Annotated in this window: 10 protein-coding genes, 3 pseudogenes and 2 riboswitches; of the genes and pseudogenes, 10 read left to right on the top strand and 3 right to left on the bottom strand. The window is 39.8% G+C overall.

Annotated elements, in window-relative coordinates; all coding sequences use genetic code 11:
- Window positions 1–350: 350 nt before the first annotated feature.
- A complete protein-coding gene (locus IQ246_RS23555) occupies window positions 351–1079 on the bottom strand; it encodes a Bax inhibitor-1 family protein (protein ID WP_194005755.1) in 729 nt (242 codons plus the stop codon).
- Between the two features lie 337 nt (window positions 1080–1416).
- Here IQ246_RS23555 and IQ246_RS23550 point away from each other — a divergent pair, with 337 nt between their 5' ends.
- Complete coding sequence (locus tag IQ246_RS23550; RefSeq protein ID WP_194005754.1) at window positions 1417–2202, top strand: RNA polymerase sigma factor SigF; 786 nt, start codon at window positions 1417–1419, stop codon at window positions 2200–2202.
- 40 nt (window positions 2203–2242) lie between these two features.
- Here the strand turns inward: IQ246_RS23550 and bchD are convergent, their stop codons facing one another.
- Window positions 2243–4276 carry a magnesium chelatase ATPase subunit D gene (gene bchD, locus IQ246_RS23545; RefSeq protein ID WP_194005753.1) on the bottom strand — a complete coding sequence of 678 codons (2034 nt, stop codon included), beginning with the start codon at window positions 4274–4276 and terminating at the stop codon, window positions 2243–2245.
- 94 nt (window positions 4277–4370) lie between these two features.
- Between bchD and IQ246_RS23540 the strand changes: the two genes are divergently transcribed.
- The 4 genes from IQ246_RS23540 to rnc all read left to right on the top strand — a co-directional run bounded on the left by IQ246_RS23540 (window position 4371) and on the right by rnc (window position 7727).
- Complete coding sequence (locus tag IQ246_RS23540) at window positions 4371–4958, top strand: Uma2 family endonuclease (RefSeq protein ID WP_194005752.1); 588 nt, start codon at window positions 4371–4373, stop codon at window positions 4956–4958.
- Window positions 4959–4992: 34 nt separating this feature from the next.
- Window positions 4993–5601, top strand: a complete 609-nt coding sequence (locus IQ246_RS23535; RefSeq protein WP_194005751.1) for a hypothetical protein — start codon at window positions 4993–4995, stop codon at window positions 5599–5601.
- A 515-nt stretch (window positions 5602–6116) separates the two neighbouring features.
- Window positions 6117–6905: an NYN domain-containing protein gene (locus IQ246_RS23530; protein WP_194005750.1), complete on the top strand. Its 789-nt coding sequence runs from the start codon at window positions 6117–6119 to the stop codon at window positions 6903–6905.
- A 138-nt stretch (window positions 6906–7043) separates the two neighbouring features.
- Complete coding sequence (rnc, locus tag IQ246_RS23525) at window positions 7044–7727, top strand: ribonuclease III (RefSeq protein WP_194005749.1); 684 nt, start codon at window positions 7044–7046, stop codon at window positions 7725–7727.
- 2 nt (window positions 7728–7729) lie between these two features.
- Here the strand turns inward: rnc and IQ246_RS23520 are convergent, their stop codons facing one another.
- A complete protein-coding gene (locus IQ246_RS23520) occupies window positions 7730–9070 on the bottom strand; it encodes a HAMP domain-containing sensor histidine kinase (RefSeq protein WP_194005748.1) in 1341 nt (446 codons plus the stop codon).
- A 416-nt stretch (window positions 9071–9486) separates the two neighbouring features.
- Window positions 9487–9752, top strand: a riboswitch (cyclic di-AMP (ydaO/yuaA leader).
- A 96-nt stretch (window positions 9753–9848) separates the two neighbouring features.
- Between IQ246_RS23520 and IQ246_RS23515 the strand changes: the two are divergent.
- The 5 genes and pseudogenes from IQ246_RS23515 to IQ246_RS23495 all read left to right on the top strand — a co-directional run.
- A pseudogene (locus IQ246_RS23515) lies at window positions 9849–10298 on the top strand (ABC transporter permease); the annotation flags it as partial.
- A gap of 1 nt (window position 10299) precedes the next feature.
- Window positions 10300–10494: pseudogene (locus IQ246_RS23510) on the top strand (twin-arginine translocation pathway signal protein); the annotation flags it as partial.
- Window positions 10495–10548: 54 nt separating this feature from the next.
- Window positions 10549–11382, top strand: a pseudogene (locus IQ246_RS23505) (ABC transporter ATP-binding protein).
- An 18-nt stretch (window positions 11383–11400) separates the two neighbouring features.
- A riboswitch (cyclic di-AMP (ydaO/yuaA leader) is annotated at window positions 11401–11534 on the top strand.
- A 183-nt stretch (window positions 11535–11717) separates the two neighbouring features.
- Window positions 11718–12338 (top strand): universal stress protein, encoded by a 621-nt coding sequence (locus IQ246_RS23500; RefSeq protein ID WP_194005756.1) that lies wholly within the window; start codon window positions 11718–11720, stop codon window positions 12336–12338.
- A 119-nt stretch (window positions 12339–12457) separates the two neighbouring features.
- The gene (locus IQ246_RS23495) at window positions 12458–13795 is read left to right on the top strand and encodes an SLC13 family permease (protein ID WP_194005747.1); all 1338 of its coding nucleotides are present in this window, start codon (window positions 12458–12460) and stop codon (window positions 13793–13795) included.
- Window positions 13796–14427: the final 632 nt, after the last annotated feature.

Below are 14427 nucleotides of genomic sequence, written 5' to 3'. Positions count from 1 at the left end.
GCACTACAAAATCCCCAAAACCAACGCCACAATCTGCTTAACTCTTCGATTTTCAATTTTGGAGTGTAAAGCTTGTGACTCACTTATCCTGAGTTACTTTGTCATGCGTTTAGTCTAAACTCCAGTACAATTAAAAGTAGAATAAAACGCAATACGGTTCAGTTAACGAAAAATCCCAATTTTTCTAATGCTGAAAGACTTATTCTTAGGTTTAAATATTGAGAATAATGTCAATTACTGACCTTAACTGAACTGTATTGGAATAAAACGATGAAAAAACCGTGGTTGCTAAAAATTTAACCACGGTTTTTACTTTATAAAACTTTACTTGTATTATTGCTTACTGACAATTAATCGCGGCCATTGATGGCAATTAGCAACCGCAAGATAAAGACAAACAAGTTGATGTAAGTTAAGTACATCGACAAAGCAGCAGGTAGATATTGGTCATCGCTGTAAGTGCGGGGCAAGATGTAGAAATCGACAACAGAAACCCCAACAAACAGGAATACCCCTAAACCAGAGATGGCAATTTCTAACCAATTTGGCGTGTAAACACCAAACATGGCAAACCCAAATTGGGCTAGACACACAACCACCAAGGCAATGACACCGAGATTGATGGTTTTCGTCAAAGCCATCCCATCTTGTTCAGAAAGATTTGAACCAATTTGACGAGCAGCAATAAAGGTAACACCACAACCAAGAGCAGCCAACCCAATGCCTTGAATACCAACACCTTGGGATCTCAAAGCGACAAATATCAAGCCACTGAGAGTATATCCAGACAAGAGGCTGTAGGTTGCCAATAGGGGTAGTGCAAGACCCTTGTTACCTTTTTGGGCAACATTTTGGGCAACAAAGAACAAAATTAACTCCAAAATCACCGCACCGATGAAGGTGGGAAAGAACAGTCCAGGGTTAGTACGGATAACTCCCAGACCGCCGTAGGTTCCCAATGCGGTTAGCACAAGACCACCACCGACGTAGGGAAGGGCATTGGCAATTACATTTGGGCCAACGAGTGCGTGAGATTTAGCCTCACGAATAGCTTGACGAAAATTGCTGGTATTGCTCATAGGGAAAAATTAGTTTTTTAGAAAAACATCTGGCTTATTCCCATTGTTACCAATATTTAGGTCGAGAAACCAGGGTTGGGTTTTGCAAAGTAAGAATAAACTCGACAAAAAAGATTATGCAATGCTCAATTATTATTTGAAAAACAAAAATAACCAGCAACACATAAGGGTACGAAATCATGCGTACAAATACTGAATTGTGGAGTGTGACCCCTCACAAGTTCAGTGAAACGACGATGGCTTATTCAAGCTTGACTAAGGAAAATAATGACAGCTTTGAAGAAGACATACGCAACTCCAACTTCTGAAGAAAAGGAGTTACACCAAAGGAATTTATATGGCAACAAGTGAGTCATCTTTACGAACTGAAGGTATAGAATTATTACATTATTACCATCAGAATCCCTCTATTAAACTTCGTAATCAACTTGTACAGTTGCACACTGGCTTAGTGCGAAAGATGGCTCATAAATTTAGCCATCAATGTAATGAACCTTATGAAGATTTAGAACAAATCGGATATTTTGGTTTAATTAGGGCAATTGAGCGCTTCGACCCCAGCCAAGGATATGCTTTTAGTTCTTTTGCTGTGCCATACATTCGAGGCGAGATGCTGCATTTTTTGCGCGATCGCAGTACTCTATTAAAAATTCCTCGTCGCTGGCAAGAACTGTACAATGAGGGACAAAAAGCTCGTAGAGAATTGGCATTGTCTTTAGGTCGTCCTCCCAAAGATGCTGAAATTGCTCACGAGCTCCAGGTATCTGTGCAAGAATGGCAAGAAACCAAATTAGCGGCTCAAAACCGTATGCCTTTAAGTTTAGATGCGACGGCTGTTAACTATGTTGATTGCCAAATAACCTTGGGTGAAGCACTTCCTTGCCCTCGTTCTACTGCTCTCCAGCAACTAGATGAAGAGCGGCAGCAACTCCAAGGGGCAATAGGTATGTTAGAAGAAAAGCCGCGTATGGCAGTTGAAATGGTGTTTCTAAAGGAACTTTCTCGTAAGGATGCTGCGAAGAAAATTGGCACGAGTCCGATGACGGTAACGCGGTATCTGCAAAAAGGAATTCAGGATTTAATTTGCTACTTGCAGCCACAAGTAGTGGTCAATAGATCTTAAGTTATTGACAAATGACAAATGATCAATAACAAATGACTAATTACCGAGATTTTAAATCAGCGATCGCACCTTTAGTCATAGCAGCAATGGCTTGATCTGTCGCTTTTGGTAAATGATAATATTTACCTCCTGCTGTTTGTGCTAATTCCTTGGCAAAGCCCGTGGAAACAAATTTACTCTCTGTATCAATTACTAACAACTGTATTCCCAAAGCACGGATTCTGGCTGCAATTTCTATCAATTCCGCTTTGATATCAGGTTTTTCTCCTGGTTCTAGCTGTTCACCTAAAGAACGCGCCAAGGGAATATTACCCCGCCCATCGGTTATCGCTACAATCACAACTTGCCCAATATCTCCACTCATTTGGGCATTTAAGCCGACGCGCACAGCTTGGGTTAAACCATGTGCCAGTGGCGAACCTCCACCACAGGGTAGCCTTTCCAAGCGGTTTCGTGCCAAGGCAATAGAACGTGTCGGGGGCAATAATACCTCCGCCTGTTCTCCCCGAAAAGGAATCAACGCTACTTGATCACGATTTTGATAAGCTTCTGTCAAAAGTTGCATGACTGCACCCTTAGCCGACTGCATCCGGTTGAGAGCCATTGAGCCAGAAGCATCTACTACAAATACCACCAACGCCCCAGCTTTACGTACCAAGCGTTTTGAGCGAATGTCACCCTGTTCGACAATAACTTTTCTGCCTGGCTGCCTCTTTTTTCGTACTTTTTGATACGGAGCGGCGGCTCTAAGAGTGGCATCTACCGCAATCCGTCGCACTTTCCCTTTGGGCAACATCGGCTTAATGTAACGTCCCCGGTCTTCGGAAAAGATGACATTGCGACTACCAGATTTACCCTGCCGTTTCGCCATTTGCGTAAAATAAAGGACGTTATCATCAAGGATTACCCCTTCCGGATCAAAGATGAATTCTTCCGGTATGCTGGGGGGTTCTTGCTCTTGATTTTCTTCCTGTTCTTCCTGTTCTTCCTGTTCTTCCTCTTCGGATTCGTCTGGGGGTTCTTCTTGATTTTGAGGTGGGGGCGGAGGCGGTGGCGGTGGTTGTTCAGGTGGCGGTGTCTGCACAATTGTTGCTCGTGGGACAATCACTAATTCCACAGCACGACGCAAATCTTCAGCATTGACTGTTGTTCGCCCCTCTAAAGCCGCCGCCGCTTTGGCAACTCGCGTAGCAAATAGCTCGGCGCGATGGCCCTGGACTTTGCCGCGAATTGCTTCATCTACTAAGTAAGCAATTTGTTCATGAGTAATGCAGACATCTTTGAGCCATTCTCGTGCCAAGATGATTTGAGTTTTTAGAGCGTCTAAGTCTTCGCTGTATTGCTGAAGAAACTCTTGGGGAGACTGGGAATAGGCGATCGCAACCTCAACTGCTGCTACTCTTTGATCTAAGCCGAGTACACCGTCTGCTGAAAGAGCGATCGCAATTCTATCTAATAAATGTTCCCGTAATGCTCCCTCTTCTGGATTATAGGTAGTAATAAATAACGACTTGCAAGGATGCTGAAAACTAATACCTTCGCGCTCAATTTGGTTGCGTCCCTCAGATAATACTGTTAAAAGCTGATTTGATATTTGGTCATCTAATAAATTAATTTCATCCACATACAGGACACCTCGATTAGCGGCGGCGAGTAACCCAGGCTGAAAAATGGTATCACCTTGTTTTACCGATTGTTCCACATCTACAGAACCCAAAAGCCTGTCTTCTGTCACACCCAAAGGAATTTGCAAAAAAGGCGCGGGGATGATTTCGACGGGGACATTTTCAATATCTTTATCTGCATACTCTGCCAATAGTTGGTCATCCCATTCTTCTGGGTGGTTGGGGTGGCAATTGCTGATAGAGCCTTTGACAACTTCAATTGGCGGTAGTAGGGCGTGGATAGCACGAGCCATTACAGATTTTGCCGTACCGCGACGACCTGCGATCGCCACTCCTCCCAAACCAGGATCAACGGCTGCTAACAGCAAGGCTAATTTTATTGCTTCTTGACCAACTACAGCTGTCAGGGGAAAAGCCGTGATAATAGGGTTAATGGTGGGCGCAGGCATGGTTTGAATAATAGTTAGTCTAGGCTTTTAGCATACCAATTTCTGGCACATTTAGAATACAAGGGCGATTGTATTTCCTTTGGGAGGAACATTTATGAGTATTACTCAGGCTAAACGCTTCACACTGGATGAATACCACAAGCTTACTGAATTGGGGTTTTTTCATGAAGATGACCATATTGAATTAATCAATGGGGAAATTATTGAAATGGTATCGAAAGGTACAGCCCACGAAACTTGTTTGCGAAAATTGTGGAAAGAACTCCCAAAACTGTTGGGAGGTAGGGCAACTCTGCAATCTCAAGCTCCGATTACTTTGCCACCTAATAGCGAACCTGAACCAGATTTTGCTATCGTTCAAAATCGTTTTGATGATTATCTTTCGGCTCACCCTAAACCTGCTGATGTATTATTAGTGATGGAAGTTGCTGATTCTTCTTTGAATTATGACCAAGATGTGAAAATACCCCTCTATGCTCAAGCTGGCATTTCCAATTATTGGATATTCAATTTATTTGATAATTATCTAGAATGTTACAGTGAAAGATATCAGGATAATCAAGATAAGCATGGTTATTTAAATAAACGGATTTTCTTACCTAATCAAGTAATAATTTTACCTGGTTTCCCTGATTTATCTCTAGATTTAAGTAGAGTGTTTCCGCCTAAACTAAATTATTAAGTTGCTATAGTCATGAGATTTAGGAAATATTTTTATGGCTTATAGTGATTTTAAGCTTCTGGAGATTATTGATTCTTTTGGTTTAGTTATCCACGAGTCATCTGGACTATTTGCAAGCGTGCAAGAACAAGAATGTAGTGATTTGTTATCTACTATTCTTAAAGAAAATGTTGATTTAGCCGTGGCTATAAGTTCAGAAAAAGCTCGGAGTGAAATGATAATTAGCCCCATTTTATTAGAAATTAGGCGTAAATTTAATTATGAAATAAGTTTATTTTCGGGAGTTGACTTTACTGTTGACAGTCAACGAGGATTAAATGGTTTTTGTGATTTTATTTTAAGTCTTTCTTCTGAACAATTACTTGTACGTAGTCCGGTAATTGTCTTAGTAGAAAGTAAAAACGAGAATTTGCGATCTGGCTTAGCACAATGTATTGCCGAAATGGTAGCCGCCCAGTTTTTTAACGAGAGAAGTGGAAATCAAATCAAATCTATATATGGTGCTGTGACTATCGGTACTATCTGGCAGTTTCTCAAGCTTGATGGCAATATAGTTTCGATTGATTTGAGTGAGTATTATATTAAGGATATTAAGAAAATATTAGGTATTTTGTATAGTGCGATCGCACAGAATAAACCGTAAATTCTTTATTAGCTAAAATATTATTTAAGTAATCGATATAAAAGAACATTAGAGATGATGAATGTCAGGCGATCGCTTTTCCGAATCTTCATAAATTACTCTATTGACATCCAGCATCAGCTATGCAAATGTATATTTAAGACAGCAAAATAACCGCACTCTAAAGCGCAAGTTTTTGGTGTTGTCTCAGCAGCAGAATTCCTAGTTTCCTGCCAAGCTTCGTGTCATCCCTTCGGCTGAGTATTCAGCTAAATGTCAAGTCAATTGATCGACTAGACTTTTAACAGGAAGATGAGATGTTTGGATCAATGTTCAGAAGAAGGGATAATGCAAAACTTGGCAGTAAGCCAGGAATTCTACGGCTGAAACATGAACCAAACGGAAGCGACGGTAGAAAACTTTATAACGGGGAAGTAATTTTTGAATATCAATCCCTTGTATCAAGTTATGCTACTCAAGTTGTGTGATTTTTTGAGACTGTCCAGTTCACCAAAATCAACTCTGGACATACTACAATGAGAGATATTTCTATAGCTTCAAACATAAAAAATAATCATAACCAACTCAAAGTTTTTATCTTTTGGGATTACCAAAATACTAGATTAAGCCTCCACGAAGCCCAATTACTACTGACTTTTGCAAAGTCTCAAGGACGTTTAACTGGCAAAAATGTTTACTATAATTCACAATGTAAAGATCAAGCTGCTGTCAAGGAAGATATGGCCAGTCTTGGTTTTAACTGTGTTAATGTTCCCTGCAATCTCAAGGACAGTGCAGACAATCAGTTAATAGCTGATTGCTTGGAGGAAATTGACAGTAATCTGTCTCCAGACATAGTTATTCTCATATCAGGAGATGGAGACTTTATAAAATTAGTTCGTAATCTACAAAAATTGGGCAAAAAAAATATTATGTTTGCTCAAATAGGCAATGTAAAACATAAATTGAAGGAACTTGCTGATGAATTTTATTTTGTAGATGATTTACCCAAGTTAGTTGTGGAAATCACTCAAGTTCCAACTACTTTTGTAGCTGATCACATTAATTATAGTGAAGCTATAGAATATCTAACTGAAGCTATCAAAACTGCGTTCAGCCAAAACAAGCCTACAAATTTTAGTTCCATTAATAATTTAATGCTTCAGATTTGTCCGAACTATCAAGGAAGTTCTTCAATACAAAGACCTGATGGCAAGAAATTTAAGAGTTTTAGTCAGTTTATTGATGCTGCTGTAAAGGATGGTAAAGTCCGAAAGCAAAATCAGGAATTGTTTTTAATCGAGTTAGACAGGGTGGCTGCTTAAAATAGCTTTTAAAAACCCAGTTAAATACAAAAACTGGGTTTTACTAACACCGCTATTTGCGGTTTTTTCGTGTTTGAATAGCATTATATTTGTACACTTTCCCAACAATCTTTTTCCGCAACAAGACATAAAACAAGAATGCAAAAAATACTGATATTTCATAATGAAAAACTTCTGCGCCGTGCGCTTACACACCGTTCTTATGTTCATGAAAACCCTGAAGAAGGCGAACATAACGAACGTCTAGAATTTCTCGGTGATGCTTTACTGAATTTCTTAAGCGGCGAGTATCTTTATCGTTATCACCCAGAAAGAGGAGAAGATGAATTAACGCGGCGGCGTTCTGCACTTGTAGATGAAAAGCAATTAGCAAAGTTCGCTATTGAGGTAGGTTTAGACTTTAGGATGCGTCTAGGAAAAGGCGCAATTCGAGACGGAGGCTACCAAAATCCCAATTTACTTAGCAGTACCTTTGAAGCAGTTCTTGCTGCTTACTATCTCGATAATAATTCGGATATTGAAGCAGTTCGCGCTGTTATAGAACCGCTGTTTGATTCTGTTCCTGAACAGATTGTTGTATTTCGCTCCAATGTAGACTCAAAAAATCGCTTTCAGGAATGGGTGCAACGGAATGTTACCCCAAATCCTCCCAAATATGTCACATTCCAAATAGGCGGTTTATCTCATGCGCCAGAGTTCTTAGCCAAAGTGCTTGTGGATGGAAAAGATTACGGGGAAGGTAAGGGACGCAACAAAAAAGATGCTGAGAAGGCTGCGGCTGAAGATGCGCTAGCTAGATTGAAGAAACAAGGATTGTTGTAGTGTCAACTTTCTGATATTTCTATTTGTAAGGGTAAAATTACAGTGAAAATGGAACCAACTCCCAACTGAGAAACTAGGTGAATTTGACCTTGCAGTAGTTGTACCAATCGGGAGACTATTGCTAGTCCCAACCCGGTACTATCGGGAAGATAAGATTTATTGTCAGCACTTACACGAAAGTAGGGTTCAAATATCTGGGTTTGGTTTTCTGGCGCAATGCCAATTCCAGTATCAGAAACTACGATCGCAAAATATACTCTATTATCTAACAGTTTTTCTGGAACTGTTGCCCTAGGAACAAAAGAGGAATTTTTGAAAGGCACATCACGTAACATAGGAGCGTTGGTGTAGCCTGCCGTAGGCATTGCCCATTTATCATTGTCTAACACTTGATAGACTATGTTAATAGTTCCTGACTCTGTATAGCGAATCGCGTTACTAATAAGATTTGTGACAATCTGTTGTAGCTTCAAGGTATCTGTTGTTATCTCTTTGGGAGCGCGATCGCCTTTTGCATTGGCAATACTATCGCAATCCACTACAATTTGTAAATTTTTACCAATAGCTAAAGGTGCTAATATTTCACACACATTATTGATCAATTCAGGCACATTGGTGAGTGCTAATTGAAGTTTAATCTGTCCTGTTTCATAGCGAGAAAGTTCTAGTACATCATTGATCAGGTGGAGTAATTGTCTACCATTGCGTAGCACGCGCTCAATATGTTCTAGGTTGGCATAGTTATCTTTCACATCAGTTTTTCGTTGTTGACGTAAAAACAGATCTGAGTAACCAATAATGGAAGTCAGAGGATGTTTCAATTCGTGGGCTAGTTGGGAAAGATACTCTTGATTAGCGTTAATTAAGCGAGTTAGTTCCTCATTATGCAGCGTTAGTGATGAATGCAACTGCCGTAATTCTCGCAAGCGCTCCTCAACATAACTCTTGAAACACCGGGCGATCGCTTCATCTACGATCGCGTCAATCAAACGCATAGAACGAATTATCTCTATTGGTGTTCCCCTCAACAAATCTGGTTGCACAGTGTCAAATATTACTGTTCGCAGCAGATGGTATTCCCTAGCAATTTCTACAGGATCAAAGCCTTGTTCGGCTCGAATAGCGCCATGCTGGAAACTAGCAGTAACTATTGACTCAATATCATTTTCCTGATATTTTGACAGCACTGTCACCATCGCTTGTAAAACATCAGGGATATGATCTTTTATCGCTGTGTAAGATAAGTCATCAGCACTTTCAATTCGTCTATCTTTGCGAACTGCTGCAATCCATATCTTTAGGATAGTATCCTTTTTTTCAGCCAGTACTTGACTAAAATCCATTATGTTAAATTCAGCAACGAGATAGATAAGTCAACTTCCATATTCAATTAGTCTAGCGATTGTGGTAGCGTTTTACCAAAATTAGTGAAATAGTTCACCTGCCAAAAGAGATATATATTTTTGATTTTCGATGTTATCTAGATTGGTTAACCGTACATCTGGAATTTATTTGTATAACTCGTATCTAGATATACAAGGAATAGTTAAGCTAGTAACAGTCTTCATGCTTGACTTAACTGCGTCATTTAGCTTGTTGTGTAGGGAGTTTACTCACAGGACAACCAAAAGTATAATTTTTATTAATTACCGAAAAGCAAGGAGAGCCGCTTGACTTCGGTATTTAAATAAACAACATTTATCATAAGACAGATGTTTTCACTGAGCAAGGATGCTATATTACGCAAGAAGTATCCATTAGAGTAAGTCAGCCTAATCTAACGCATTAAAATACATAGCGTTGGAGCGGAGGAACCATCTTGTGGGGCGTATCTTGTAGAGAGTGACAAGCTTAGAGTAAAGAGAAAAGAGTTAAATAATTAGGTAACTCAACACTCATACTCAGCGAAAACTCTGAGCGCTGACGTCCGGCGCTCAGAAGTTCGGTTACTCAGTACTCTTGAAAGAGGGGCATCTCTCAGCCCTAGCCCGTCAGCTAACTTCGTAGGCATTGAGAGGAGACTGAAGAGACGGAATTATTGTAATATTCCGATCTTATCAGTGTCCAAGGCTGGTACTGCTCAGATTTTTGTACCCGTGCTGAACTCTGTTGAGGTTGTAAATGATATTTCAACTAAATCTAGCTGCAATCATTGCGGTTGCTGGACGAACTGCTTGGAAAAAAGTAAAACCTGCGATCGCCAAGGACGTTTTTTTACTCCCTTTATTAGGGTTCATAGGAATCATCCTGCTGTGGTGGGTAGTTGCACTTGCTAATCATGAATTGATGCCTACTCCGCCAGAAGCGCTAGCCGCTAATTTAGACTACATTTTAAATCCCTTCTACCAAAGAGGCCCGGGCAACCTAGGTATTGGCTGGTTGTTGCTCGCCAGTTTGCGGCGAGTATTATTGGGCTTTTTATTAGGTGCAGTAGTAGCCATTCCTTTAGGGTTTCTAATAGGCATGTCAAGATCGGCAATGCTGGCGTTCAATCCCATCATTCAGATTTTTAAACCAGTATCGCCCCTAGCTTGGCTACCTATTGCCTTAGCTGTTTTCAATTTGTCAGACTGCACAAGGCTGGAGAACAGACTTATATCGGGAGATAGCATCGGAAATGGGCATTGAGTCTCCCAAGGATGATTACAAAGTCGAACCTCCAGAAGTATTTATCGACAAAAAAGGCTTTGACCCCAGCGATCCTGTGGGCTATCTCAATAGTTTTGCAATTAGGGCTAATGCTCCTACTCGTTTCTTTATGTCTTAAATTCCAAGTTTTAATATTGACTAATTGACTCAATTATTTTCGGAGCATTTGATGATGGAATACACCTCAATACCTATCAATACTCACAACCCAGTTATGCGCCGTAGTGGATTTTTAGAAGTTGAAAATTTAGTCAAGTCTTATCCAACACCTGATAAAGATAATTTTGTCGTCTTGGATGGTGTAAATCTCACAATTGGTGAAGATGAATTTATTTCTGTAATTGGTCACTCTGGTTGTGGTAAGTCAACACTACTCAAGATTATTGCTGGTTTAGAAAAAGCCACTTCTGGCTCGGTACGGTTAGATGGACAAGAAATTCGTAAACCAGGTGCTGAGAGAATGATGGTGTTTCAAAACTATTCATTACTACCTTGGTTAACTGTGCGAGAAAATATCCGGTTAGCTGTAGATGAAGTGCTAAAAAATGCCAATCGGGCTGAAAAAATTAGCATTGTAAATGAACACTTGACAATGGTAAACTTAACGGCGGCGGCTGATAAGTATCCTGATGAACTTTCTGGAGGTATGAAACAGCGGGTAGGTATTGCCAGAGCTTTGGCAATTAACCCAAAAATGTTGTTGATGGATGAACCTTTTGGAGCATTAGATGCACTAACTCGTGGTAAATTGCAACGGCAAGTATTAGATATCTGGGAAAACTATCGCCAAGCAGTGATGATGATTACCCATGATGTAGATGAAGCCATTTATATGTCCGATCGCATCGTATTGATGACTAATGGCCCATCTGCTACCATAGGATAGATATTAGAAGTTCCTTTTGAGCATCCCCGCGATCGCGCCGCCATGCGAAACTCAAAAGAGTATTTTGAACTCCGCAACCATGCTCTAAATTTCCTTGACCGATATTTTTCTCAAGACTAACCAGTTAGATTATCATTTTTTAGTGGGTAGCCTAATTCAAATTTATGAAAGCTAGATTTGAAACGGAGGAACCAATGTTTGGGGCTAATCTTACGAGAGACACCTTCCAGTCTTAGCCCGTCAGCTAACTCCGTAGGCAATGGAAGGAACCTCCAAAACTTGGCTGTAATACCAGTTGTTATTGGGGTTTCCTTGACTAATTTCAGATTTTAGTCATGAGTCATTGTTTAATAGCCAAGGACTAATGATAAAGAACAGAATCTAAAATTGGTTGCCCTGCTTCTCGTTTGTAATTCGTTTCATTAGGAGAAGTAAAAGCGGTGGAAATTAAGCCAATGTTAGCGCGTTTACAAAGCGCCATCGGTCGAGATGATTTAATTGAGCAAATGGTATTATTATCAGAGCCAAAAAAACCCTTTTCTCAAAAAGTTCAAAAAGTAGAATCTGTTAACTTAATCGTCGCCTATGACGCTTCCCCAAACAGTCATACAGCTCTGGATATTGCCTTCTGGATTGCCCACCAAACGCGTTTGGCTACCAACACACAAGTCACAGTTCAAGCCGTTTATGTGGTTGAAAATAATCAAAGCAGTCAGTCTTCAAGTGTCTTAAATCTTCCAATAAATCAACCTCCATTAGAGTGTTCGATCAGCGAAGTATCAAAGTCTGTCACACTCGTATTAACTCAACCAAAACTCCAAGCCGCCGTAACTCCCATCCAACAAGCAGACAGAATCCTCTGGCAAGCACGAAGTCTGGCTGAAGAATGGCAGGGTTCTTTCAAATCTCATCTGCGGTTTGGCTGTATTGGTACAGAACTTAAGAAAGTTGTTGAATTAGAAGCTGCCGATATACTGTTTTTGGGTTGTAAATCTATCAATCATTCCATTATCGAGGCATTAGGTTCTAATTTCCCCTGCGCCGTATTGGGTATTCCCAGTTGTATTGATGAATAATCACTGTTCTTAATTAAAGTAAGTGATTTTTAATTTCATTATGAGCCTAAATAAGTCACCTATAAATAGGTGGCTTATTTGGCTACTGATACAACCAATTAGACTTCAAAAGGTAGGGTATGGAAAACTGGCAAGCGTTCCTAAGTGTTATTACATTTTTAGGCGTAATTATCTTAGTCATGACGGAATGGGTGCATCTCACAATTGCTGCCTTATTGGGAGCTTTGTTACTAGTTTTTAGCAACGTCATGACTTTACAAGAAGCTGTCGGTTACATCGGTAACAGTCATGGAACACTGGGTTTATTTTTTGGAGTTATGGTATTGGTACGGGCATTTGAGCCTACTAAGATATTCGATTATTTAGGCACTCAAATAGTGCTATTAGCTAAAGGCCAAGGTAAGCGACTATTACTTGGTATAGTTGGCATGGTTACACCAATTTGTGCAGTGTTACCAAATGCCACAACGGTAATGTTGTTAGCACCTTTAATTCCGCCGATGGCGCAGGAACTTGGGATAAATTTCGTACCTTTACTAATTTTAATGGTATTTGTTGCTAACAGTGCTGGACTCCTGACATTAGTTGGAGATCCAGCGACATTTATTGTTGGCGATGCTGTAAATATCAGTTTTACAGATTATTTATTTAAATTGAGTTTAGGGGGAGTAATTGCTGTTGTCGTTGTGATAGCAACACTGCCATTTTTATTCCGCAAAATTTGGAATACACAACTAGATGATCTCGAACATCTGCCACACCCACAAATCAATCACCCACGAGTTTTAAGTGTGGGAGCAGTAATTGTAGCTTTCGTATTAGTATTTTTCGTCATAGGAGAATCTTTACCAATTCCTATCTCACCTGCTGCTGTAGCTTTGTTAGGAGCAGCTTTGGCTTTACTATTATCTCACCATAGCAAAATAGATTCAGTTAACAATATATTGCGGGATGTAGACTGGAGTACATTAATATTTTTCATGAGTATCTTTGTGCTAATTGGGGGACTGGAAAAGACTGGCATAATCAACGGTTTATCAAGAGTATTAGCAGTAATTTTAGGAAAAAATATTGTATTGGGTTCGCTGGTTTTATTATTTGTTGTGGGGATATTATCTAGCTTGATTCCTAATATCCCTTTGGTAGTGGCGATGGTGCCCTTACTCAAACAGTACATTGTCAACGTCGGGTTAGCGCCCCCAGAAGTTCTAGCACAAGACTTTCAGGGACAGTTTCCCCCAGAAGTGTTACCACTGTTTTACGCAATGATGTTTGGTGCAACTTTGGGAGGTAATGGCACACTTGTAGGTGCATCATCTAACATCGTAGCCGCCGGAATTTCTGAGCAGCACGGACGCCGTATCTCGTTTAAAACTTTTCTACACTACGGCATTCCAGTAATGGTACTGCAACTTGTGGCTTCAGCATTGTATGTGTTAGTTCGTTTTCTGCTTTAGGTAGAAAAGGTATATAGCGTTTTCTAATCATCTGAGGTACAAATTTATCTAGCTTGAAAAGTTTTAGCAAAAGAACAGAAAAACATCACCTCATCTTTAGAGAAAAAAGTTGCCCAGTTTAATGAACAAACTACCAATAGCCAACGAGAACTTTGAGAGCAGATTCTCAACCAATCTAAAAATTTACAAGATGGGAGCCAACAAAAATACGAACAAATCTTAGTTTTATTGGAACGAGAAGCCAAAGAACTACGCAGAGATCAAACTAACCGTTTTCACTTTGCAGCTTTGTTCTCAGAACTAGCCATCCGCTTGAATCATAATACCAAGTTCTAAATCTTAGAGAATATTTGAAAAGTACTGTTATTAACATCCAGTAACATTGATTTTTAATTCTAAGATAAGTCTTTTTTGTAACCGATCTGTACTTCAAATAAGGCTAGTGCATCGAGGCTAAAATAACTAACCAGTATTTAAAGTGGTGTCCTAGACTGGTAAACTTAATATGGTTCTACCGATCCCCTTATGAAAAAAAAGTATTTTAAACGAGAAAAAAGAGCTAATAACAAACAAGAATATAGCGCTACAAGCTAAGTCTGACAAAGGTTAATGACTTTTAAAATTTTTTGAAG

The organism is aff. Roholtiella sp. LEGE 12411, from assembly GCF_015206995.1.
In the GTDB taxonomy this organism is placed as follows: Bacteria; Cyanobacteriota; Cyanobacteriia; order Cyanobacteriales; family Nostocaceae; genus Komarekiella.
This window is presented reverse-complemented; position numbering and strand designations above follow the sequence as displayed.